This window comes from Mycolicibacterium novocastrense, from assembly GCF_001499835.1.
Classification (GTDB): Bacteria; Actinomycetota; Actinomycetes; order Mycobacteriales; family Mycobacteriaceae; genus Mycobacterium; species Mycobacterium novocastrense.
In genome coordinates, this window is sequence record NZ_LQIH01000018.1 from 46,607 (window position 1) to 68,221 (window position 21,615).

The following is a 21,615-nucleotide window of genomic DNA, read 5'->3' on the forward strand; positions in this document are numbered from 1 at the left end:
CGGCCATTCAGTGCTTACGCTGTGCCAGCGCCTGGGGTGAGAGGGCGACGATCCGCTGTTCGGGATCACCGGCCAACAGGTAGGTCTGGGTGTCGGCGACGTGCTTGGCGGCCAGTTTACGAGCCCGTTCGGCGTCTCCGGCCTCGATGGCGTCGGTGATCTTGGTGTGCACGCTCAGCGCGATGCGGCGCCGCTTCATCGACGGGTACTCACCTTTGGCGGCGGTTTCATTGGCCCACCAATTCAAGTGGCCGGTCCACAGCGTCTCGAGGCTGCCGACCACCGCGACCATCGTGTGATTGCCGCAGCCGCGGACGATCTCGTCGTGGAACTGCCCGCCGATTTCGGTGAATCGCGCACCGTCCTCGATGTTCTCCTCCATCGCGGCGTTGTATTCGCGAAGTTTGGGGACGAGCGTCTTTGCCCGATCGGGGCGCCGCGCGGCGAGCGCAGCACACATCGGGTCGAGTTCCTGAAGTGCGGTACCCAGGTCGGCCAGCGGGACATAGTCGCTCTGCAACAACAATCCGAGCATGTAGGCGGCGTTGGCCTTGGCCGGTGCGTGCACCACGGCGCCACCGCGGTTACCGCGCCGCACCGAGACCAATCCCTCAGTCTCGAGTATCCGCAACGCTTCCCGCAGCGAGACCAGGCTGACGTTGAACTGCTCGACGAGCACTTCCTGCCGCGGAAGCAGGTCGCCATCGACGAGCTCACCCTCGATGATCTGCCGACGAAGTTCGTCAGCGACGATCTCCGCGGTCCTGCGGGATCCCAGCCGGCGGCGCGCCTCGGGCCCGATACCCAGTGTTGTCATGTCTTAGCAATATTAACAGTGATAGCGCCACCAGCCGGCGGCCCCGCATCTGCCAATAGTTATTAAGATGGCGAAAAACCTGGAGGTGCGCGTGGGTGAACGTGTGAGTGCCACCGTTCCTACCCCACTGGACGATGTGCGGGTCATCGAGGTCAGCGACCGCATCGCCGGTGCGTACTGCGGCAAGCTTCTCGCCGACGCGGGCGCCGACGTGGTCAAGGTCGAACCACCCGAAGGCGACCCGCTGCGCCGCGTCACGGCCACCGGAGCCACCCTTGACGACAGCACCGACTCGCCACTGTTCAGCTATCTCAACGCCGGAAAGCGTGGTGTCACAGCCATTTCGGGCGACCTACTCGCCGGGGCCGACATCATCGTGGTGACGGGGGACCAGTCAGCGGCGCGCCGCAACGGTGTCGACCCCGCCGCGCTGCTGGCGGTCGCGCCCGGATGCAGCGTCGTCTCGATCTCGGATTTCGGTTGGACGGGGCCGTGGTCTGGCCGGCCCGCCACCGAATTCACGCTGCAGGCGGCATCGGGCCTGACCGGTTTCCGTGGCGATCCAGCGGGTCCGCCGATTTCGATCGGCGGAGATCTGGGGGAGTACATGGGCGGGATATGGGCCGCCTACGGTGCATTGGCTCTTCGTCGGCGCGTCCGTGCCGGCGGCGCCGGCGGCCACCTCGACATGTCGATGCTCGAGGCGATCACGCTGATGCAGAGCGGGGAGTGGCTGCATTCGGCTCTGCTACAGGTCCCGCCGGTGCGGCGGTCGGTGGAGGTGCCGTCGATCGAACCCGCCAAGGACGGCTACGTCGGCATCAGCATGGTCACCGGCCAGCAGTGGCTGGACTTCGCCGCGATGGTCGACTGTCCGGAGTTGACCGAGATCGCGCAGTTGCAATTCCAGATCGGCCGTTGGGATTACCGCGACTGGATCCGCGAACGCATCGGCCCGTGGATGAGGGAACGCACAGTCGCCGAAATCGTCGAACTGGGACAACTGTTCCGGTTGCCGCTCGCGCCGTTGGGTAACGGCGCCACGATTCCGTCGATGGATCACCTTCGCGAACGCGGGGTCTACGTCGACAACCCGGCCGGATTCCGCCAGCCGCGGCCCCCGTGGCTGATGTCGAGGGCGCGTCCCGCCCCGGTCGGCACCTCACCCGCCGTCGGAGGGAGCGACGGTGAATCGCTCTGGGAGCCAAGGGTGTCACGCGCCGACCAGGCTACGACCGAACGCATGCCGCTGGCGGGTGTGCGGGTCGTCGACTTCACCGCGTTCTGGGCCGGTCCGGCGGCCACCCATTCGCTGGCCGCGTTCGGCGCCGACGTCATCAAGATCGAATCGGTCCAGCGCCCGGACGGCATCCGCTATTCGGGCGGGATGCGCAAGGATGTCGACGACTGGTGGGAATACGGCTGGGTGTTCCACGCGATGAACACCAACAAGCGGTCGGTGACCCTGGACCTGCAGTCCGATGAGGGGCTGCGGCTGGTTCGGCGCCTGATCGCCCGGGCCGACGTCGTGGTGGAGAATTTCTCGCCGCGCGTGGTGGAGCAATTCGGCTTGGGCGCAGAGGCCCTGCTCGCCCTCAATCCGCGGCTGGTCGTGGTTCGGATGCCTGCGTTCGGATTGGCCGGCCCGTGGCGGGACCGCGTCGGATTCGCTCCGACCATGGAGCAGATCGCCGGCCTGGCGTGGGTCACCGGGCTGCCCGACGGTCCGCCGATCGCTCCGCGCGGAGCCTGCGATCCGCTCGCCGGGGCCCACGCCGCCTTCGCGACGCTCGCCGCACTCGAGTTCGCCGACCGTACGGGCGATGGCCAACTCGTCGAGGTGCCGATGATCGAGGCGGTGTTGAACGTGACGGCCGTCCAGACCATCGAATACGAGGTGTTCGGGCGGGTGATGGAGCGGCGAGGCAACCGGGGACAGGGCGCGGCCGTGCAGGACGTCTATCGGTGTGCGGGGGACGACGGCTGGATCGCACTCGCCGCGCGCACCGAAGACGAACAGGCCGCACTGGCCGACGTCACCGGCGGAGCGGACCTCCAGACCTGGCTCGCCACCCGCGACGCGGCGGCCGCCGCGGAGGCGCTGACACGCGCGGGTGTGCCCGCCGCGGTCGTGGTGTCGCCCTCGCTCGTAACCGAGAACCCGCAGCTACGACACCGCGGGTTCTTCGAACACCTGGACCATTCGAGTACCGGGGGCAACCTCTACCCTTGTCCGCCGTTCACCCGGCTGCCCGGCAGCCAACGATGGCTCAAGCGCCCGCCTCCCACACTCGGCGAGCACAACGCCGAGGTCCTCACCGCGTTGTGCGGCCTGACCGAAGGTGACCTGGAGCGACTCGAAGTTCAGGGCGTCATCGGGACACGACCGAAGGGGTTGTGAATTCAGCGGGCCCGCAACGAGATCGGCATCGAGTGGAAGATCGTCATGTTGTTGGCGAGGGTCGGATAGGTGACCTCGGCCGGTCCGAGAGCGATCTCGTCGGCGCGGCACAGCACCTCGTCGAGCACAGCGCGGATCTCCGCCCGGGCCAGCATCGCTCCGAGGCAGTGGTGTGGTCCGCCACCGCCGAATGCCACGTGGGGGTTGTCCGCACGGCCGACGTCGAACGTGAACGGGTCGGCGAAGGCGTCCTCGTCGCGGTTGGCAGACCGCAACATGGACACCACGCGTTCGCCCCGGGAAATTGTGACGCCGTCGATCTCGACGTCCACCTTGGTGACCCGGCTCCAGAACGCCACCGGTGACGACCAGCGCAGCACCTCTTCGACCGCCGTCTGGCGCACGGACGGATCGGTGCGGTAGCGCTGGATCTGCGCGGGGTTGTCGACGAACGCCCGCAGGCCGTAGGCCAACGCGTTCTTGGTGGTGTCACTACCCGCGAACGCGATCACGAAGAAGAAAATGTCGAGTTCGGCGGCGGGAATCGACAGTTGCTCACCGTTCTCGTCGGTCACGACCGCCGTGGCCAAGGTGCTCCAGATGTCATCGGTCGGGTGCCGGCGCTTCTCGGCGGTCAGTTGCGCCGCGTAGGTGAAGACCTTGCCGAACAGTTCGGAGTGCTGTTGCTCGGCTTGCTGGTCCGTCGACGCCGAATTGGCCTGCAGGATCAGGTCGAAGGTGTCGAAGATCTCCGGCCTGTCCGACTCGGGGATTCCGACGATGTCCCCGATCACCGACATCGGAAGTGCGTCGGCGACGTCGGCGATCCAGTCACCGCCGCCGCGCTCGAGGAGGCCCTCGATCATCGCGGCCGCCCGCGAGCGGATGTCCTGCTCGAGCTTTCCGATCGCCTTGGGCGTGAACGCGTGTGACATCACCCGGCGCCGCTTGAGCAGATCGGGCGGATCCATGTTGATGATCGTCGGGAACGCCCCCACGGCGCCCACTCCTTGGATCAACGGCCCCTCGGCGGCGGTGAACGATTCGGTGTCGCGGTGGATGCGGTGAGCGTGATGCAACTTGGTGGTCATCCAGAAGTCGCGCTTCAGCGTCGCCGCGACCCGTTCGGTGAGCTCGTGCTTGAAGACGGGCCGCTCGCGCCGCAGTTGCGTGAAGAGCTCATCGGGAAAACCGTTCTGCCACAATGCCGGATCGGAAAGGTCGACCGGGGCGGTCGTCGTCATGCGCGGTTCCCTTCGCCGTCCTTGACCCAGAATGCCTAAAATAGTAAAAATAGGCAACGGACAGCGCCGCTGACCCCGGCTGGTGCGTGCGCGGACGGAGTTGCGATGACGGATACGGTCGACGATCCCACCCTCGACCCGTCGGAGCGCGAATTCGGGCCCAGCGGTATCAGCTTGTCCACCTACCGGTTCCCCACGGGGTGGTTCATCGTCGGATTCTCCTCCGATCTGGGACCCGGTCAGGTCAAGCGCGCCCACTATTTCGGCGAGGAGCTGGTGATCTTCCGGACTCAACCCGGCCGGGTCAACGTGCTGGACGCCTACTGCCAGCATTTGGGCGCCAACATGGGCGTCGGCGGCACCGTCGAGGGCGAGCACATCGTCTGCCCCTGGCACGGCTGGCACTGGACCGGTGAAGGCACCAACGCGCTGATTCCCTACAGCAAGATCGGCTGCAAACAGAATGTGCGGATCAAGCGCTATCCCTGCACCGAGTGGTACGGCTTCATCTTGGTCTGGCACGAACGCCACGGCCGCGCCCCGTACTGGCAGCCGCCGGTGTTGCCTGAACTCGAGACCGACGAGTACTACCCCCTGCACCCCCACACCCGGATGGTCAACCGGGTCAAGGTGCACGCCCAGATGATCATCGAGAACGCGGCCGACCCGTACCACGTCCAATACGTGCACAAGGCCGCCAATCCCGCCAACACCGCGTCGTTCGAAGTGTCCGGGTACCACCTGCACGCGACGGTGAACGCGAATTTCGGTGGGGGACGGGCCAAGACGTGGCTCACCCCGAACGGGCCCGTGGACGCAAAGATCATCTACGACAACTACTCGCTCGGCCTCGGGGTGGTGCGCTTCCCCTCGGAGTTGGTCGCCACCGTCCAGGTGACGGGCCAGACCCCGGTCGACGAGGATTACACCGACTACTTCTACACCCAGGCGTCGGTCCGCGAACCGGGCGAGACCGGCGACAAGCCCACGGGTCGTGCGGCGAAGTTCTTGCAGTTGCAGCAGGAGGTCATCAAACAGGACTTCTTCACCTGGGAGAACATGAAGTACCTGGAGAAGCCGAACCTCGCACCCGAGGAGGCCCGTGACTACGCCGCGCTGCGACGTTGGGCGCATCGCTTCTATCCGGGTGCCGAACCGTCGGCGACCGACTTCGGGTACACGGCCAGCGGTGAACCCGACCCGTCGGCAGCGGACGCTTGATGCCCGCAGGCAGGGCGTCGTGCATCGAGCCCGCGTCATTCGGCGTCGAACGTTTCACGGTCGCTTCGGTTCTCGACCGCCGTGCCGACCAGTTCGGCGATCAGGTGATGATGTCGATCGACGGCACCCCGATCACGTTCGCCCAGATGCGCGACCGGTCCTGCGCCGCGGCGGGCATGCTGGCCGACCGCGGCGTGCGCCGGGGTGACACCGTCGCGCTGTTCGCCGGGACCTGCGCCGAGTGGGTGTACTTCTGGCTCGGAGCCGCCCGGTTGGGTGCGGTCAGCGCTGCGGTCAACGCCGCCAACAAGGGCGACTTCCTGACACACGCGCTCAACGTGTCGCGGGCCCGGCTGGTCGTGGCCGACGACGCCCGCCGTGCTCGACTCGCCGAGGTGGCCGACGACCTCGACGCCCCGGCCGCGACCCTGCTGATCGACGATTCGGTCGGCACCGAGTTGAGCGGACCCCACGACGTCACCTATCCGGTGGTGCGCACAGACGCGGACGACGTGGGAGCGCTGTTCTTCACCTCGGGAACCACCGGACCCTCGAAGGCGGTGGCGACCACATGGCACTACCTGTTCGTCGCGGCCGCCACCGTGGCATCGGCGTGGGAGTACGGCCGGGGTGACGTGATCTGGACGGCCATGCCGCTGTTTCACCTCAGCGCAGCCCCGACGGTGCTGGCGCCGATGCTCGTCGGCGGCACCAGCGTGCTGGCCAGCGCCTTCCACCCCGCCGATGTGTCAGATGAGTTGCGAGCCTGTGGCGCAGCGGGGTTCGCCGGGGCGGGTGCGATGGTGTCGATGCTGTGGAATCTGCCGCCAGCCCCGAGCGACGCGCAGCTCGGAATCCGGTTCATCTCGGCCGCCCCCATTTCGGCCCAGCTGTACCGCGCGATCGAGGAGCGGTACCGGTGCCGCGTGGTGACGATGTACGGAATGACCGAAGCGTTCCCGATCGCCTACAAGGCGGTTTCGGACGACGGCGTTGCGGGTACGTCTGGACCAGTCAACCCGGCCTTCGAGGTCCGCATCGTCGACGGGGACGGGCATCCCGTTGCCCCCGGCGTGACGGGTGAGATCGCGTGCCGGCCGCGGACAGCGCATGTGATGAGCGAGGGGTATGTGTCGTCCGCGCCCGGGCACCGCGGCCTGCGGATCGAGCCCCACCCGGAGTGGTTCCGCACAGGCGATCTGGGTGTCCTCGACAACGACCAGAACCTGACATTCGTCGACCGCGCCAAGGACTCGCTTCGCAGGCGAGGCGAGAATGTGTCGTCGGTCGAGCTCGAGCAGGTGGTGATGCGGCACCCGGCGGTCGCCGAAGCCGCCGCGATCGCCGTCCCGAGCGAGTTGGGTGAGGACGACATCCTCGTCGTCGTGGCCCTTCGTCCCGGCGTGACGGTGGACCTTCCAGAACTCCTGGACTTCTGCGCCGCGCGCATGCCGTACTTCTGCGTGCCTCGGTATCTCGAAGTGCTGGACGAGATTCCGAAGAACGTCATCGGGCGGGTGCGAAAGGACGTCCTGCGGCAACGCGGCCTGAGCGCGGCGGTGTGGGATCGAGAAGCCCACGGCTACCTGTTGAGTCGGTGAAGGAGTCAGACGATGGCATTGAGCTACCAACAGCAGTACGTGCTCGACGGGCTGGCGGGCCGGGCGGGCATCCTCAACCTCGACGCCAGGCACAACCGGTTGTTCTCCAGCGGTGATCTGGCCGGATGGCTCGCCACCTTCCGGCACTCCGGTGCGACATACACCAGGGGCGAGGAGTCCTTCACCAACCTTGCGGAGGCATTCGACGGCGGCAGCGGCCGTCGACTCGTCACCGTTGACCACGACATCACCGTCGACGGCGTCGAAGCGACTCAACAGTGCGTCGCATTGCTGTTCTGCGACAACGCACTCGAGGCCACCGGCAGCTACACCGACCGCCTCGTCTACGAGCGCGGCGGGTGGTATTTCGCCTCGCGTCGACTGGCCTGGGACTCGGTTCCGCATGAGAGCGCGCTACCGGGGTGACCGAGACCCTCCGGTACGAGCTGGCGTTTGGCACATACGAAGACGCGTTGCGGATGGTCGGCACGCGCACACAGCCGCGGTACGCCGGGACCGCGGTGAGTGCGGCCCGCATCCAGCACTTCGCGGCCATGGTTCGCGACTCCAATCCGGGGTACTGGGACGAGGATTTCGCCCGCCGCCAGTGGGGCGGTCTGCTCGCCCCACCCGCTCTGTTGATGGGGTGGCTGATTCCACCTCCGTGGCTGCCGAACGGCCGATCACCGGTCGCGGCGATCGCACTCCGCGTTCCGCTGCCCGGGACCACGTTCATCAACGCCGCCAACGACGCCGAGTATCCGTGCGCGATCGTGGAAGGCGATCGCTTGCACCTGGTCGAGGAGGTCGTCTCGGTTTCGCCACTGAAGCGGACCCGCCATGGGGCCGGTCACTTCGTCCAGACCTGCGACGAGTTCCGCCGCGACGACGGAACATTGGTCGCCGTCAACCGCAACACCTTGTTCCGGTTCACCCCCGAGGAACAGCCGTGAGGACACCGCCCGGGGTGGACTGGGAGCGGGTCGCGGTTGGATCGGAGCTGCCCGAACTGGTGGACCACATCGACTACCAGCGGGTCGTGATGAACTCCGGTGCCACGTGGGATTACTTTGCGGCACACTACGACCCGCGCTACGCCGAACAGCACGGCCATCCGACGATCTTCGTCAACACGATGCACATCGCCGGATTCATCGACCGAATCGCCACCGACTGGGCCGGCCCCTGCAGCCGCGTGGTGCGCCGCAAGATCACCCTGCTGGGATCCATCTACGCCGGTGACTCGATGGTGGGTCGCGGGTGCGTCGTGGCGAAACGGCATACCGGCCTGATCGATCTGCAGATCACCGTGTCCAATCAACGCGGAGAGCTGTGCTGCCCGGCGGAGCTGACACTCGAGCTGTCACGCTAGCTCGGGCAGCTTTTCCGCGCTGATGGTCGTCTGCAACTCGACATACTCCGACAGTCCCTCCGCGCCGAACTCGCGACCGATTCCGGACTGCTTGAACCCGCCGAACGGCATGGTCGTATCGAGCGTGTACATGTTGATTCCGTAGGTTCCGGTGCGAATCTCTGCGGCGATGTCGAGCCCGTGCGCGACGTCGGCCGTCCAGACCGAGCCGGCCAGCCCGTAGTCGCTGTCGTTGGCGATCCGGATGGCGTCGCGTTCGTCGGAGTAGGTGAGCACGGTCAGCACCGGCCCGAAGATCTCCTCGCGGGCGATGCGCATCTCGTTGGTCACGTCGGTGAACAGCGTCGGCTGGACGTACCACCCCCGGTCATGGGGTGTGTCGGTGCCGCCCAACACCATTCGCGCGCCCTCGGCGAGTCCCGCGTCGATGTATCCGTGCACCCGCTGCTGTTGGCGCTGCGCCACCAGTGGTCCGATGTCGGTGGCATCGTCGGCGGGATCACCCACCGCAAGCCCCGACATCATCGCGCTCAGCGCTTCCACCACGTCGTCGTGGCGGCGTTCGCTCACCAGGATCCGCGTCTGCGCCACGCACGCCTGCCCGTTGTTCATCAGGCTTGCCGTCTTCAAATGCTCGACGGTGCGCTCGATGTCGGCGTCGTCGAGGATGATCGCCGCGGACTTGCCGCCCAACTCGAGGCTGACGCGTTTGAGTTGCTCGCCGCACACGGCGGCGATATGGCGTCCGGTGGCCGACGAACCGGTGAACGAGATCTTGTCCACGCCGGGGTGATGCACCAGGCGCTCACCGGTGTCGCGTCCGCCGGGAAGGATCGACACGACTCCGTCGGGAAGGTCGACCTCCTCGAGCATCTCCGCCAGCCACATCGCGTCGATGGGCGTCTCGGGCGCCGGTTTGACCACGACGGTGCAGCCCGCGATGAGCGCCGGGATCATCTTCGGCATGATCAGGAACTGCGGGACGTTCCACGGCACGATCGCACCCACCACGCCGACGGGTGCGCGCCGTATCTGCACGTCGCCGAACAACCCGGGCCGCCGCTCGACCCACGGAAACTCCCGCGCGGTGGCCAGGCCCAGATGTATCTGGGCGAGCGCACCGGTGGCCTGCCCCAGCCGGCTGAAGCTGCGCGGTGAACCCATCTCCGCGGTGATGAGGTCGGCCATCTCGTCGGTGTGGGCCGCGTAGACCGTCGCGAGCTTCTCGACCTTCTCCATGCGCTCGTCGACGCTCATCCGCGGCCACGGCCCCTCATCGAAAGCCTTGCGCGCGGCCTGCACCGCGCGGTCGACGTCCTGCGCGGCGGCCTCGGGTGTTTCGCCGATCTGCTCCTCGGTGTGCGGCGAGATGACCGCGATACGGTGTCCGGTGGCCGGCGTCTGCCATCGGCCGCCGATGAAAAGCCGTTCGTAGCTCAGCGATCTCACGACGGCGCCTCCTCGATCACCGGGCGAGCTCCGCAGATGTCCGCATCGCGCCACACCATGCGGCGGCCGCCAAAGTCGCTATTTGTGCAAACATAACAAAATTGGCGGGCCCGGGGCGCGGGCGCGAGTCCCCGAAATGGCATTCCAGCAGCCGTCGACTCGAACTTTCCCTGCCGGAATGCCATTTCGCGATCGATCCGGTGCGGGCGGGCGTATCGTCCGCTCTGGGACGGCGGTGAGAGGGAGGTCGTCGATGGCGCTCGTGAAGTGGACGTCACTCCGCCCGGTTGCGCGATGGGCAGCAGCGACAGTGGCCGCCGCGATGCTTCCGGCCCTCGCGGCCGGGAGTGTAAGCCCGTCCGCGCAGGCCTTTTCGGATCCGAGTCTGCCGATCGAGCACCTGGAAGTGCCGTCGGCGGCGATGAACCGCACGGTCCGGGTCGAGTTTCTCGGTGCGGGCGCAGACTCACCCGCGTTGTATCTGCTCGACAGCATGGAGGCCGGCGACGACCTCAACGGCTGGGACATCAACACCCAGGCCTTCGACTGGTATGACGGCTCGGGCATCTCGGTGGTGATGCCCGTCGGCGGCAAATCGAGCTTCTACTCCGATTGGTATGCGCCCGCGGTGGGCAACGGCACGACCTACACCTACAAATGGGAGACCTTCCTGACCCGGGAACTTCCGGCCTGGCTGGCCTCCAACAAAGGGGTACGACCGACCCGCAACGCCGTGGTCGGGTTCTCGATGGGCGGTTCCGCGGCGCTGATCCTGGCGGCCTACCACCCGCAGCTGTTCAGTTATGCCGGTTCGCTGTCGGGCTTTCTGAACCTGTCAGCGCCCAACGGCCCGGGCCAGGTCAGGGTGGCCCAGATGTGGAACGGGGGCTTCGATCCCACCGCGATGTGGGGCCCGCCCGGCGATCCCGCATGGGCCCGCAACGATCCCACGGTGCAGGCAGGCAGGCTCGCAGCCAACGGGACGCGGGTCTGGATCTACTGCGGCGACGGCACACTCACCGACCCCGCGCTGACCAATCCCGACGCGCCCATCGCCGGGCTCGGCTTCCTCGAAGGCTTCGCGATCGACTCCAACCGGGCGTTCGTCGACGCCTACATCGCCGCGGGCGGGAACAACGGCGTGTTCAACTTTCCCGCGGGCATCCACAGCTGGGGCTACGCAGGCCAGCAGTTACAGCAGATGAAACCCGATATCCAGCGAGTGCTGGACGCCCAGCCGACGAACGAGCAGTGAAGCGGTGCAAGCGATTTCGCGTTAGATGTCGTCGGCGGCAGGGGAGTCCGGGGCCGAGTCCGTTTCGCCGGCGTCCAATACGCTGACCGCGATGCCGTAGGGCAGGAACCGCACCTTGCGGGCGGGATCGGTGTTGTTCTTGTTGGCCCGCAGCGCATCCAGCTCGGTGGGGTAGACCTGCTCGATATGCGCACCCCCGTCGTCGTCGACGGTGTAGATGGCCCACACCCCGTCTCCGGTCTCACCGGTGGTCTCCGGTTCGCGCCGGGGCCGGGACGAACGGGTGAACTCGTCGACCAGGTTGGCCCAGCCCGCACGTTCCCCCGACGTGCTGAAAAACCTGCCGAGGCCGTCGAGCGCGTCGCGCAGCCCCTCACCGGCTTCGCGCACGACGCGGTCGAACTCCTCGGGGTCGAACCCGAACGGGCCGTTGCTGCTCATGGTGCCTCCTCCTGGGGCGCCCGCACCTCTGCGCGGTAGTGCTTCCAGTGTGCCCGCCTGCGGTGAAGTAGTCGACTGAGGCGATCCCGAAGTGGTAGGCAACCTCTATGGCCATCTCCCGGGCCGACGCCCTGGCCGCCGTCGAGCGATCCCCGGCCGCGGTCGCCGTCCACGACCGCCAGGCGTGGGTCGCCGCCTTCACCTTCGACGCGATCGTCGAAGACCCGGTGGGTGCACAGCCGCACCGCGGGCCGACGGCCATCACCCGCTTCTACGACACCTTCATCGGCCCGCGCGACATCGCGTTTCACCGCGACGTCGACATCGTGGTGGGCTCGACCGTCGTCCGCGATCTGGAGCTCGAGGTTCACATGGCCGCGGGTTTGACCATGCGGATCCCCGCCTACCTGCGCTACCACCTCCACGAGGACGCAGGTGAGCTGAAAATCGCAGAGCTGTCAGCCTATTGGGAGCTCCCGGCGATGGTCGGGCAGTTCCTCAGCGGGGGGATCCGATCGGTGCCCGCCGGGCTCCAGCTGTCGCGGGGGCTGCTGACGAACCAGGGCATCGTCGGGACGCTCGGTTTTCTGGGCGGCTTCCGTGGCGTCGGCCCCCAGGGCAAGCGGCGGTTCGGGGAATTTCTCGCGGCCGCCCGTGCGGGTGACGAGGTCGGGCTGCGGCGCTGGTTGGGCGGCGGCGCGCAGATCACCGCCGGCGACCACACACCGATGGGCAGCACAGAACTGCTGTCCCGGCTGACCGGCGCCCGCTCCCGCAAACTGATCGGGTCGGGTCAGAGCCTGGTGTGCGGCATCGAAGGCGCCCGGACGCGCGACGTGCTGATCGCCGACGTGGCGACGAACCCGTTCGCGATCAGGCGAATCCGCTACTACGCCGCGACGGTGGCCTGAACCACCCGACGTTTCGTGTCCTCGACCCGGGGCAACTCAGCAACCATGCGACACACTGATTCACGCGAGTTCGCCGTTGTGGGCGTGGCGCTGGCCGCGGTCTTGGCCTCCTGCCTGATCCTGCCGACGATCGGACAGCTCGCGACGCTCGACCAGACGTGGATGGCCGCCGCGATCCTGGGCATCCCCACCGTTGCGGTGCTCACTGTCACCGGTTACCGGCACTACGGGCCTGCCCGCAGCTTGGCCGTCGCGGTGGTCGTCATGAGCGTCGCCCTGATGGCCAGCTGGGCGTTCTCCGTTCACGTGGTCGCCGCCGCGATGAGCGGTTCGACGACAACCCTGGCCATGGGGGTCCTGCTGTACGGGACACCGGCCCTGATCGTGGCGCTGCTCGGGCTCCTGGCGCTCAAGCTCGTGCCGCCCCGGTCACCGTCGAGCGACCGTTTGACCACCTCCACCGCGGGTAATCCGGCCGCATGACTCCGCGCGAAGACGACGACAGCAGCGAAGAGGGCGTCACCGAGGACGACCACGTGGCGAGCTCCCGCGCCGGTAAGGACAGCGGCGGCGACGGCACCTATGTCGGCCAGACATCCTCCGACGACGCCATCGACGCAGAGGAGAGCGGGGCCGAGGCGCGCAGTAACGGCGGTGGCTGACTGGCCGTCGCACAGGATCGCGGAACGGTTGCAGAAGCATCGCGGGAGGCGTGCACGAGGTGTCTCGATTCGGTCGCGGCGGGTCGCGTCGCGTGCAGCCCGAGTTGGGCGCGTGAGACGGTATGAGCACCATGCCTGTCGACGATGAGTCCACCGAGATCACCTACGAGGAATTCGGCCGCAGATTCTTCGAGGTCGCCGTGACCGAGCAGCGTGTCGGCAGCGCCATCGCCGATATCGCCGGCGATGAGTTCGAGATGGGACCCATCGCTCAGGGCCCGGGCAAAATCGCCAAGGTCACCGCCAAGGTACGGATCCAGGAGCCGCGACTGACCCGCCACGTGGGACCGCTGATCACGTTCGCCATTCGGATCCCGCTGGAGATCGACATGATGGTCGATCTGCGCATCGACAAGCCGAAATTCATGGTTTTCGGGGAGATCGCGCTGAACGCCACCGCGCGCGCCGCCGAACCGTTGCTGCTGATCCTCGACGTCGAGAAACCGCGGGCCTCCGACATCTCCATCCATGTGACGTCCAAGTCGCTGCGAGGGGAGGTGGTGCGCATTCTCGGCGGCATCGACGCCGAGATCCGGCGGTTCATCGCCGCGCACGTCGCCGGCGAGATCGACAGCCCGGCCTCCCAGAAGGCCAAGGTGATCGACGTGGGCGCCACCATCGACACCGCCTGGACGGGCGTCTGAGGGGTCCACGGCGTAGGATTCCCGGGTGCTTAGCAAACCCGTGTCGGCGCTCGCGCTGACCTCCGGACTTCTGGCCGCCGCGGCCTTAGTGGCCGCGCCGGCGCAGGCTGACCCCGTCGACGACGCGTTTATCAACGCGGTGACGGAGGCCGGTGTCGTCATGAGCGATCCGAACAGTGCGGTCGCGGTGGGCCAACAGGTGTGCCCCATGCTCGCCGATCCGGGCCAGAACGCCGCCAACGTCGCGGCCAAGGTCGCCGAAATGGGCGGTATGTCCCTGGGGCCGGCAACCATGTTCACCGGCATCGCTATCTCGATGTTCTGCCCCGCGATGGTGTCGTCGATCGGCAACGGTGATTCGCCGATCCCGCTGCCGTTCCTCGGAATCTAGAGCCCGCCGCCGGATCCGATGGACGTATCGGACGTATCCGGCTTTTGACGCCTCACCGACGCAGGGCCGCCGTCACCTGCTCGACGCCGGCGGCGGCCGCGGCGTCACGGTGACGTTGGCTCACCTGGGCGCCCGCGGTGCGCAGCACCTCGACGACGTCGGTCACGACACCCGCCCGCTGGACGCTGCACGACACCCCGGCCGCCCACCACGACATCAGCGCGTCGAGACCGCGCCCCGGATCGGCACCGTGATCGACGAGCGTGGCGACGGTCGCGGGCAGCAACTGCCGCGCGGCCCGGTCGATGGGTTGGGTGCCGTCGGGCAGGACGGCGTCGACCGGCGCACCGGCGCGCACCAGTGCGCGCACCGACTCCGGGTTGACGTTGTCGCCATCGCCGCCGAGCACGTGCAGCGGTGTCGCACCTTCGGAGTCCAGCAGCGCCGGGCACACGCCGTTGGCCAGGGCGTGTTTCAGCGCCACGGTGCGCCCATTGCGCACGATCTCGTGCAGGATCGTGGTGTAGCGCTCACCGCGGGCCGACAACTCGATGCGCCGTCCCGCGTCGGCCCCCGCATCGATGAGCGCCACCGCGAGGCCCAGGCCCGGTGAGCGCACCGCGTACCAGAGCGGTGACGCACCACACGCATCCACTGGATCGGGATCGGCGCCCATCGCGAGCATCTCGATCACCGCCGAGTCGCCGCGCTGCGCCCGGCGAAACAGGTCCAGCACGTCCGGTGGTAGTGGCTCTGTCCATTCCGGTGGGTCGACATCGAGTCCGGCCAGCGCTCGTAACACACCCTCACGCTTTGGACCGAGGTCGTACCAGGGCCACGGACCTTCGCCTCGGGCGACGAAATCCTCGACCCGCATGCGGGTCTCGGAGGTGCCCCTCGGCGGTTCGCCGTCCGCGTAATCGGTGCAGAAAACCAGATCGGCGCCGTCGAGCAGGATGACGACCCATGCGGTCCCGTCCTGATACCGGGCGAGTTCGGCCACAGCGAGGATTGTGCCCATACGCGAAGAGGGGCACCCCTGCGGGTGCCCCTCTCGCGCCGTCTTTCAAGTACCGGCTACTTGACGTCTACGTAGACGAGACGGTCCTGATGTGTGATGTAGTTGTGGCTGCTCCCGATCACCGGGGCGCCTGCGTCGATCCGGGTGAAGGTGGGGCCCTCGCGGACCGCGACCACCTCGGCCTCGCTCAGCGGGGCCGTCCCCACCTGAGTGACGATGACCCTGTACCCCTCAGATTTGAGCTGGTTGATGGTGTCCTGTGCGTTCTGCGACCCCGACGGTGCGGCGGCCACCGGTGCGGCCAGCCCGATCAGGGCGGCGGCCAGTCCGCTCGCTACGGCTGCAATTCCTATCTTTTTCATTGACGTGCCTCTTTTCTATGTCTGCGAGCCACCGAAACCCGCTTTCCACCAAATAAATTCGGATCGGACGCGTTCCGGTCGACTCATAAGCGGCAACCAAGAAGAGACGGGTTTAATTCCCTGGCAGAAATTGACCGGAGATTGGCAGATTTTAAGCGGCGCAACGATGTTCGGTGTGCGCAAACACTGTCAGAGTAGGCGCCCCAACCGGCTCAGCTGCAGTGGACGGCCGACTGCGCTCAACTGGCCGAGGATGTCCTCGAGCCTCGTCAGCGGCAGGTCCATCCGCCACTCCGCCACCGACGCCGACAGCCGCACCACACCCGGTGCGAAGCTGATTCCGGTGAGTCGCACACCGTGCGGCAGTTCGGGCAGCCGCACGGGGTAGGCCGGGGTCCGGGCCGGAAGCGGACAGCGTGTCCGGCCGAAGGTGAGGCAGCGTGGTTTGAGCCACAGTGTCGAGCCGTCCAGATATGCGTCGACCTCGAGGTGGCCGGCGCCCGGCCGCCGCGCCAGGCGCAGCCGGGCCACACCGTCGGCGCCGACCGCGCCCGAGAGCCGCGGCGCCGCCCAGCGGAACACGTCGTCGAGAACCGGCGCCGGAATCTCCAACGTCAGTTCGACGGGCGCGGCGACCAGCACCGGTGGCGCCGTGGGCCGCATGTGCACGTTGTGCAACACCGCGGTGGCGTGGTCGAACTGCGCCCCGTTGCACTGAATGTCGCGCGCGGCCAGCCGTACGTCGTTGAGCTGACCGACCGAGAGACCCCGGACATCAAGGCGCGAGTCGAACTCGGTGACCGTCAGCGTCAGATCACCCTCGTCGAGTTTGACGGTGAGTCGCCTGCCGACGACGAGTCGGCGGACCGTCAGGAACAGTGTTCGGTACGCCGCGGCCGCCCCGGTGGTGACCGGCGTCACCGCGGCCGAGGACCACAACGCGGTCAACATGTCGAGGGGTCGGAGCGGGTCGAATCGGCGCAGAGGTTCCGGGCGCGTCATGCCTCCAGCATTCCCCGACGGGGGCGGTTCCGTACAGTCGGGCGCATGACCTCCGTGGTAATCGTCGGCAGCGGATTCACCGGTTTCGAGTGTGCGCGCACCCTGGCCAAGAAACTGCGCAAAGAGCGTTCCGACGTCGAGATCTCGATCGTCTCCCCGGTCGACTACATGCTGTACACGCCGCTGCTACCTGACGTCGCCGGCGGGTTGGTCGATGCCCGCTTCGTCGCGATCCCGTTGGCCAACGCCTTGCGCGGGGTGCAGGCGATCCGCGGCCGCGTCGACGAGGTCGACTTCCAAGGACGCACCGTCACCTTCACCGATCCCGAGGAACGGTCACGCGCGCTGTCATGGGACCGGCTGGTACTGACCCCCGGTTCGGTCACCAAGCTGTTCGACGTGCCCGGCCTCGCCGAGCACGCGCGGTCTCAAGTCGACCGCCGAAGCCCTGTATCTGCGCGATCACGTGCTCCAGCAACTCGAACTGGCCGATGTCGACGACGATGCCGGCCGCCGTCAGGCGCGGCGCACGATCGTCGTGGTCGGCGCGTCGTACTCGGGTACGGAACTGGCGGTGCAACTGCGGGCGCTGGCCGACGCGGCCGCCAATCAGATGGGCTTCGACCCGAACGAGGTGAAGTTCCTGTTGCTCGACCTGGCCGAGCAGGTTATGCCGGAAGTCGGGGAGAAGCTGGGTGCCGCGGCGCAGCGCGTGCTCAAGTCGCGCGGCATCGACGTCCGACTGGGAGTGACGCTCAAGGAGGTACACGCCGAACATGTTGTGCTCAGCGATGATTCGCTGATCCGCACCCATACCGTCGCGTGGGTCACCGGGGTGACGGGTGCGCCGCTGATCGAGAAGCTGGGGCTGCCGACCGAGAGCGGCCGGCTGAAAGTGACCACCGAACTCGAGGTTCCCGGCCACCCCGGGGTGTTCGCCGCGGGCGATGCGGCCGCGGTGCCCGACGTCACACAGCCCGGCAAGATCACGCCGCCGACCGCCCAGCACGCCACGCGGCAGGGAAAGGTGTTGGCGCGCAACGTCGCAGCCAGCCTCGGCGTGGGCAAACCGAAGCGCTACAAGCACCGCAACATGGGCCTGGTCGTCGACCTGGGCCCGCGTTACGCCGTGGCCAATCCGCTCAACATCCAGTTGTCCGGCTTCCCGGCCAAGGTCGTTACCCGGGCCTATCACGTGTACGCGATTCCGCGGTTCGTCAACCGCTGGGCGGTGACGCTGGCCTACCTGACCGATCTGTTCTTCGACCGGTCCGTCGTCTCGTTCGGGCTGTCCACGCAGGAGGACGCGCAGTTCTCGGCCAGCGAGGGCATCCCGACGCCGAAAGCGGGCTGATTCAAACCCGTTGAACCGGGGAATTGTGTCGGCATGGCTACTTATCGCGTGCTGAACCCCAAGGGCGAGGTTGTCGACACCAAGGACATCGAGAGCGCCGACGATGCTCATGCCTGGTTCGTCGACCAGAAGGCGGACCCCGAACTCGGCTGGCGCATGGAGGTCAAGAACGACGACGGCGACTGGGACTTCTTCGACAGCAGCGAGGGCGACCGCAAGTACTGACCGCCGCCCTTCCCGGCCGTGAGCGACCGCTTTTGTACGCCCGAACGCGGCGTGTCGGTGTACAGCCACGGTCGCTCGCGGAAGATGGGGAACGTGCCGAAGTTGAGTGCGGGGCTGTTGCTCTACCGGGTGCGTGACGGTGACGTCGAGGTGCTCATCGGCCACCCGGGCGGACCGTTCTGGGCGCGCAAGGACGAAGGGGCCTGGTCGATTCCCAAGGGCGAATACGGCGAGGGCGAGGACCCGTGGACCGTCGCGCGCCGCGAATTCGAAGAGGAACTGGGCAAGCGTCCGCCGCAGGGCCCCCGCATCGCGTTGGGGCCCGTCAAACAACCCGGCGGCAAGATCGTGACAGCATTCGCGGTGCAAGGCGACCTCGACCTGAAGGGCACCTTCTCCAACACCTTCACCATGGAGTGGCCAAAAGGGTCTGGCGCGATCAGGGAGTTTCCCGAAATCGACCGGGCTGCTTGGTTCCCCGTGGCGCAGGCTCGGTCCAAGCTGCTGAAGGGTCAGCGGGTCCTACTGGACCGCCTGATGGCGGCAATCGCAGACGACGCACCGGCCGAGTCTCGATCGCATTGATCGTCAATGCGCGACCGTGGATGCGCCAGCCCGCCCGCGTCCGCAGATACTCGTCGTCGTAGCGCAGATGCCACACCAGATCGGACGCCTGACCGTCGCTGACCGTCCAATGGTGGGCGATACAGGTGATGCGCCTGAGCGCGTAGTCGGCTTCGTCGGCTGCGGCGTACACCTCGCCGACGATCGCATGTTCGGTCCTGGCCACAGCGGCCAGCGAGGCCATCGCCGCGCGCACCCCGTCGCGGCCATGGTGGCGGCGCACCGGCTCCAGCGTGCGTGGTGGGTCGGGCAGCCGCAGCTCGGCGTTCTCGGTGAACAGCTCGACGACGTCGTCGAATCGGCGGTCGTCGACGGCCGAGGCGTAGACGTGCACCAGGTCGGCCAGCGCCAGTCGGTCGGCGGTACTGAGCCTCATGAGGAGCCCATGGAGGTCAGCCCGAGCCGCTGCGCGCATGCGGACAACACGTCGCGCGCTTCGTCGATATCGGTCGTCGGCGGCATGGCCAGGATCGCGCGGTCCGCACCGTGCGCCTCGAGTTTGGCCGCCCGCTCAGCGTCGATCTTGGTGACCAGGTGTCCGAGCGAGAGCTCCAGCGCATCGGGGTCGCGCCCGCATCGTTCGGCCTCCTCGCGCATCAGCGAGACCAGTTCGGCCAACTCGGCGCCACCCACGCCGAGCGGTTGGAACCCGTCACCGAGCCTGCCGGCCCGCCTGGCCGCCGCCCTGCTGTGCCCACCGATGTGAATCGGTATGTGCGCCAGAGGTTTCGGATAGCACATGGCGTTGTCGAAATCGAAGAACTCGCCGTGGAAGTCGGCTCCTTCGGGACGGTCCTGCCACAGCAGCCGCAGCACGGCCAGTTGCTCGTCGGCGCGCCGGCCCCGGCTTGCGAAGTCGGCTCCGCACGCCTCGATCTCCTCTTTGAGCCAACCCATTCCCACGCACAGCCGCAGTCGCCCGCCGGAGAGCACGTCGACCGTGGCCGCCCGCTTGGCCAGCACCACCGGGTGGTGGTTGGGCAGCACGAGCACGCCGGTGGCCAGCCCGAGTCGCCGGGTGTGACCGGCCAGGAAGGCGAGCAGGTCGAGCGGATCGGGCACGGCGCAGTCGGCGGGCAGTTCGACCCGACCGGACTCGTCGTAGGGGTAGACGCTGGTGTACCGCGACATCAGGACGGTGTGCTCGACCACGACCAGTGACTCGAACCCGCAGGCCTCCAGATGCGCGGCGAACGCGGCCATGAAGGCGGGGTCTGCGGTGACGCCCGCCGCAACGGGCGCAACGACGGCGTATTTCATGGCAGCGGCGGCAAACCGTTGCTCTCCCGGATGTCTCTTCGACACTCGCGGCGGGTCTGACCGGTCTGCTCCATGCACACCCGAACGGGCGATTCCTCGGCGATCGGCAGCGGCGGCTCGGTCGCCTCGGTGGTGACCGTCGGGCTCGGGACGTCGCCCTCGGTCAGCGACCAGATCGTGGCGCCCGTGCTCTGCAGTGTCGAGCAGTAGGCGGTCGAGCCGTCGGCGGTCTGGGCGGTCGCGCCCTCGGGGGAGCAGTTGGCCCCGATGACCGCGGCGGAGTCGTCGGCGGGCGATGACGGCGCCGTTGTCGTGGCGGTGGTGTCGTCGTCGGTTGCGGTGGTCGTGGGGGCGTCTGTCGTGGTGGCGGCCTTCCTGTTCGGCGAGGAACGCGCGAACGCCCCGGGCAGGTCCACCACCGCCGCTTCGTCACCGCCGCGGCGACACCGAGGTGGTGGCCGAGCGCCCTGGCGAAGTCCGCGCAGCGCTCGAACCGGTCTTTGGGGTTCTTGGACATCGCCTTGGCCAGCACGGGATCCAGGTTCGCCAGGTCCGGTCGGCGGGTGCCGATCGCCGGCGGCGACGCCGACAGGTGCTGGCTGATGACCACGGCCGGATTCGAGTTGCGAAACGGCGGCGAACCGGTCAGCAGGTGAAACGCGGTGGCGGCCAACGCATACTGGTCTGCTCGGCCGTCGAGCGTCTCGCCCATCAACTGCTCGGGCGCCGCGTAGGACACCGTGCCCACCGTCATGTTGGTCGCGGTGAGACCGCTGACGTCGTCGGCCCAGCGGGCGATCCCGAAGTCGGCCAACAGGATTCGTCGATCGTCGGTCTCGGGCCGGGCGAGCAGGATGTTGGCGGGTTTCACATCGCGGTGCAGCAGACCGCCCTGGTGGGCGTAGTCGAGGGCGTCGGCGATGGCGGTGACGATCGCGGCGACCTCCTGCGGAGGCATGCCGTTGGGATGATGCTCCTTGAGCAGTTGCGCCGCGTCGGTGCCGTCGACGTAATCCATCGAGATCCAGATCTGGCCGTCGGCCTCGCCACGATCGTGGATCCCGACGATGTGCGGATGCCACAGCGTGGCCGCGATGTCGGCCTCGCGCTGGAACCGCCTGCGGTACTCGTCGTCGGCCGACACCGACGCGGGAAGCACCTTGAGCGCGTCGCGTCGGGGGAGGCGCGGATGCTGGGCCAGGTAGACCTCGCCCATTCCGCCGGAGCCGAGTAAACGCACGATGGTGTATCCGGCGAAAGTCGCCCCCTCGGCCAACGGCATGGCCGAATAGTACGAG

At 67.5% G+C, this 21,615-nt stretch carries 22 protein-coding genes and 3 pseudogenes; 15 read left to right on the top strand and 10 right to left on the bottom strand.

Annotated features, from left to right (window positions below):
• Positions 1–7: 7 nt before the first annotated feature.
• Entirely contained in the window at positions 8–817 is an 810-nt protein-coding gene (locus AU072_RS14840) for a FadR/GntR family transcriptional regulator (protein WP_064414483.1), read from the bottom strand.
• A gap of 67 nt (positions 818–884) precedes the next feature.
• Here AU072_RS14840 and AU072_RS14845 point away from each other — a divergent pair, with 67 nt between their 5' ends.
• Positions 885–3,218, top strand: coding sequence for a CaiB/BaiF CoA transferase family protein (locus tag AU072_RS14845; protein ID WP_082680880.1), 2,334 nt, complete (start codon positions 885–887; stop codon positions 3,216–3,218).
• 2 nt (positions 3,219–3,220) lie between these two features.
• On the opposite strand, the gene AU072_RS14850 is transcribed toward AU072_RS14845, so the two are convergent.
• Complete coding sequence (locus AU072_RS14850; protein ID WP_064414484.1) at positions 3,221–4,462, bottom strand: cytochrome P450; 1,242 nt, start codon at positions 4,460–4,462, stop codon at positions 3,221–3,223.
• Between the two features lie 105 nt (positions 4,463–4,567).
• Here AU072_RS14850 and AU072_RS14855 point away from each other — a divergent pair, with 105 nt between their 5' ends.
• From AU072_RS14855 to AU072_RS14875, 5 genes are read left to right on the top strand one after another with little or no spacing between them, the layout of a single operon-like run.
• Entirely contained in the window at positions 4,568–5,683 is a 1,116-nt protein-coding gene (locus AU072_RS14855) for an aromatic ring-hydroxylating oxygenase subunit alpha (RefSeq protein WP_064414485.1), read from the top strand.
• Positions 5,683–7,284: an AMP-binding protein gene (locus AU072_RS14860; protein WP_064414486.1), complete on the top strand. Its 1,602-nt coding sequence runs from the start codon at positions 5,683–5,685 to the stop codon at positions 7,282–7,284. The genes AU072_RS14855 and AU072_RS14860 overlap by 1 nt, the downstream gene beginning before the upstream one ends.
• Before the next feature lie 12 nt (positions 7,285–7,296).
• A complete protein-coding gene (locus AU072_RS14865) occupies positions 7,297–7,710 on the top strand; it encodes a nuclear transport factor 2 family protein (protein WP_064414487.1) in 414 nt (137 codons plus the stop codon).
• Positions 7,711–7,763: 53 nt separating this feature from the next.
• Complete coding sequence (locus AU072_RS14870; RefSeq protein WP_064414519.1) at positions 7,764–8,237, top strand: FAS1-like dehydratase domain-containing protein; 474 nt, start codon at positions 7,764–7,766, stop codon at positions 8,235–8,237.
• Positions 8,234–8,656, top strand: coding sequence for a hotdog family protein (locus AU072_RS14875; protein WP_064414488.1), 423 nt, complete (start codon positions 8,234–8,236; stop codon positions 8,654–8,656). Before AU072_RS14870 ends, AU072_RS14875 begins: the two co-directional genes overlap by 4 nt.
• On the opposite strand, the gene AU072_RS14880 is transcribed toward AU072_RS14875, so the two are convergent.
• A complete protein-coding gene (locus tag AU072_RS14880; protein ID WP_064414489.1) occupies positions 8,648–10,105 on the bottom strand; it encodes an aldehyde dehydrogenase in 1,458 nt (485 codons plus the stop codon). The genes AU072_RS14875 and AU072_RS14880 overlap by 9 nt on opposite strands.
• A gap of 253 nt (positions 10,106–10,358) precedes the next feature.
• Between AU072_RS14880 and AU072_RS14885 the strand changes: the two genes are divergently transcribed.
• Positions 10,359–11,360 carry an alpha/beta hydrolase gene (locus AU072_RS14885; protein ID WP_064414490.1) on the top strand — a complete coding sequence of 334 codons (1,002 nt, stop codon included), beginning with the start codon at positions 10,359–10,361 and terminating at the stop codon, positions 11,358–11,360.
• A 21-nt stretch (positions 11,361–11,381) separates the two neighbouring features.
• Here AU072_RS14885 and AU072_RS14890 read toward each other — a convergent pair whose 3' ends face one another.
• Positions 11,382–11,801 (bottom strand): Rv0313 family protein, encoded by a 420-nt coding sequence (locus AU072_RS14890; protein ID WP_064414491.1) that lies wholly within the window; start codon positions 11,799–11,801, stop codon positions 11,382–11,384.
• Between the two features lie 107 nt (positions 11,802–11,908).
• On the opposite strand from AU072_RS14890, the gene AU072_RS14895 reads away from it, so the two are divergent.
• The 5 genes from AU072_RS14895 (at position 11,909) to AU072_RS14915 (ending at position 14,469) form a co-directional block, all read left to right on the top strand.
• Positions 11,909–12,712, top strand: coding sequence for a nuclear transport factor 2 family protein (locus AU072_RS14895; RefSeq protein WP_064414492.1), 804 nt, complete (start codon positions 11,909–11,911; stop codon positions 12,710–12,712).
• A 45-nt stretch (positions 12,713–12,757) separates the two neighbouring features.
• Positions 12,758–13,195, top strand: a complete 438-nt coding sequence (locus AU072_RS14900) for a hypothetical protein (protein WP_064414493.1) — start codon at positions 12,758–12,760, stop codon at positions 13,193–13,195.
• Positions 13,192–13,374, top strand: coding sequence for a hypothetical protein (locus AU072_RS14905; RefSeq protein WP_064414494.1), 183 nt, complete (start codon positions 13,192–13,194; stop codon positions 13,372–13,374). Before AU072_RS14900 ends, AU072_RS14905 begins: the two co-directional genes overlap by 4 nt.
• Before the next feature lie 122 nt (positions 13,375–13,496).
• Entirely contained in the window at positions 13,497–14,078 is a 582-nt protein-coding gene (locus AU072_RS14910; protein WP_174523772.1) for a hypothetical protein, read from the top strand.
• A 25-nt stretch (positions 14,079–14,103) separates the two neighbouring features.
• On the top strand, positions 14,104–14,469 hold the full coding sequence (locus tag AU072_RS14915) for a DUF732 domain-containing protein (RefSeq protein ID WP_064414495.1): 366 nt from the start codon (positions 14,104–14,106) through the stop codon (positions 14,467–14,469).
• A 52-nt stretch (positions 14,470–14,521) separates the two neighbouring features.
• Here the strand turns inward: AU072_RS14915 and AU072_RS14920 are convergent, their stop codons facing one another.
• The 3 genes from AU072_RS14920 to AU072_RS14930 all read right to left on the bottom strand — a co-directional run bounded on the left by AU072_RS14920 (position 14,522) and on the right by AU072_RS14930 (position 16,854).
• Positions 14,522–15,472: an ankyrin repeat domain-containing protein gene (locus tag AU072_RS14920; RefSeq protein WP_064414521.1), complete on the bottom strand. Its 951-nt coding sequence runs from the start codon at positions 15,470–15,472 to the stop codon at positions 14,522–14,524.
• Between the two features lie 74 nt (positions 15,473–15,546).
• Positions 15,547–15,852 (bottom strand): hypothetical protein, encoded by a 306-nt coding sequence (locus AU072_RS14925; RefSeq protein ID WP_064414496.1) that lies wholly within the window; start codon positions 15,850–15,852, stop codon positions 15,547–15,549.
• Positions 15,853–16,041: 189 nt separating this feature from the next.
• A complete protein-coding gene (locus AU072_RS14930) occupies positions 16,042–16,854 on the bottom strand; it encodes a hypothetical protein (protein ID WP_064414497.1) in 813 nt (270 codons plus the stop codon).
• A gap of 45 nt (positions 16,855–16,899) precedes the next feature.
• On the opposite strand from AU072_RS14930, the pseudogene AU072_RS14935 reads away from it, so the two are divergent.
• The 3 genes and pseudogenes from AU072_RS14935 (at position 16,900) to AU072_RS14945 (ending at position 19,018) form a co-directional block, all read left to right on the top strand.
• Positions 16,900–18,208: pseudogene (locus AU072_RS14935) on the top strand (NAD(P)/FAD-dependent oxidoreductase).
• 33 nt (positions 18,209–18,241) lie between these two features.
• Complete coding sequence (locus tag AU072_RS14940; protein ID WP_064348755.1) at positions 18,242–18,433, top strand: hypothetical protein; 192 nt, start codon at positions 18,242–18,244, stop codon at positions 18,431–18,433.
• Positions 18,434–18,526: 93 nt separating this feature from the next.
• Complete coding sequence (locus AU072_RS14945; protein WP_064414522.1) at positions 18,527–19,018, top strand: NUDIX hydrolase; 492 nt, start codon at positions 18,527–18,529, stop codon at positions 19,016–19,018.
• A gap of 22 nt (positions 19,019–19,040) precedes the next feature.
• Here the strand turns inward: AU072_RS14945 and AU072_RS27635 are convergent.
• The 3 genes and pseudogenes from AU072_RS27635 to AU072_RS14955 all read right to left on the bottom strand — a co-directional run.
• Positions 19,041–19,472, bottom strand: a pseudogene (locus tag AU072_RS27635) (nuclear transport factor 2 family protein); the annotation flags it as partial.
• Positions 19,430–20,317: an LLM class F420-dependent oxidoreductase gene (locus AU072_RS14950; RefSeq protein WP_064414498.1), complete on the bottom strand. Its 888-nt coding sequence runs from the start codon at positions 20,315–20,317 to the stop codon at positions 19,430–19,432. The gene AU072_RS14950 and the pseudogene AU072_RS27635, both read right to left, overlap by 43 nt.
• Positions 20,314–21,599 (bottom strand): annotated as a pseudogene (locus AU072_RS14955) (serine/threonine-protein kinase). The gene AU072_RS14950 and the pseudogene AU072_RS14955 overlap by 4 nt, the downstream one beginning before the upstream one ends.
• Between the last annotated feature and the right edge of the window lie 16 nt (positions 21,600–21,615).

Bases quoted from the DNA above. Each gene is read 5' to 3' on its own strand.
- AU072_RS14840 (WP_064414483.1), bottom strand. From the start codon at position 817: ATGACAACACTGGGTATCGGGCCCGAGGCGCGCCGCCGGCTGGGATCC.
- AU072_RS14845 (WP_082680880.1), top strand. From the start codon at position 885: ATGGCGAAAAACCTGGAGGTGCGCGTGGGTGAACGTGTGAGTGCCACC.
- AU072_RS14850 (WP_064414484.1), bottom strand. From the start codon at position 4,462: ATGACGACGACCGCCCCGGTCGACCTTTCCGATCCGGCATTGTGGCAG.
- AU072_RS14855 (WP_064414485.1), top strand. From the start codon at position 4,568: ATGACGGATACGGTCGACGATCCCACCCTCGACCCGTCGGAGCGCGAA.
- AU072_RS14860 (WP_064414486.1), top strand. From the start codon at position 5,683: ATGCCCGCAGGCAGGGCGTCGTGCATCGAGCCCGCGTCATTCGGCGTC.
- AU072_RS14865 (WP_064414487.1), top strand. From the start codon at position 7,297: ATGGCATTGAGCTACCAACAGCAGTACGTGCTCGACGGGCTGGCGGGC.
- AU072_RS14870 (WP_064414519.1), top strand. From the start codon at position 7,764: ATGGTCGGCACGCGCACACAGCCGCGGTACGCCGGGACCGCGGTGAGT.
- AU072_RS14885 (WP_064414490.1), top strand. From the start codon at position 10,359: ATGGCGCTCGTGAAGTGGACGTCACTCCGCCCGGTTGCGCGATGGGCA.
- AU072_RS14890 (WP_064414491.1), bottom strand. From the start codon at position 11,801: ATGAGCAGCAACGGCCCGTTCGGGTTCGACCCCGAGGAGTTCGACCGC.
- AU072_RS14895 (WP_064414492.1), top strand. From the start codon at position 11,909: ATGGCCATCTCCCGGGCCGACGCCCTGGCCGCCGTCGAGCGATCCCCG.
- AU072_RS14900 (WP_064414493.1), top strand. From the start codon at position 12,758: ATGCGACACACTGATTCACGCGAGTTCGCCGTTGTGGGCGTGGCGCTG.
- AU072_RS14905 (WP_064414494.1), top strand. From the start codon at position 13,192: ATGACTCCGCGCGAAGACGACGACAGCAGCGAAGAGGGCGTCACCGAG.
- AU072_RS14910 (WP_174523772.1), top strand. From the start codon at position 13,497: ATGAGCACCATGCCTGTCGACGATGAGTCCACCGAGATCACCTACGAG.
- AU072_RS14925 (WP_064414496.1), bottom strand. From the start codon at position 15,852: ATGAAAAAGATAGGAATTGCAGCCGTAGCGAGCGGACTGGCCGCCGCC.
- AU072_RS14930 (WP_064414497.1), bottom strand. From the start codon at position 16,854: ATGACGCGCCCGGAACCTCTGCGCCGATTCGACCCGCTCCGACCCCTC.
- AU072_RS14940 (WP_064348755.1), top strand. From the start codon at position 18,242: ATGGCTACTTATCGCGTGCTGAACCCCAAGGGCGAGGTTGTCGACACC.
- AU072_RS14950 (WP_064414498.1), bottom strand. From the start codon at position 20,317: ATGAAATACGCCGTCGTTGCGCCCGTTGCGGCGGGCGTCACCGCAGAC.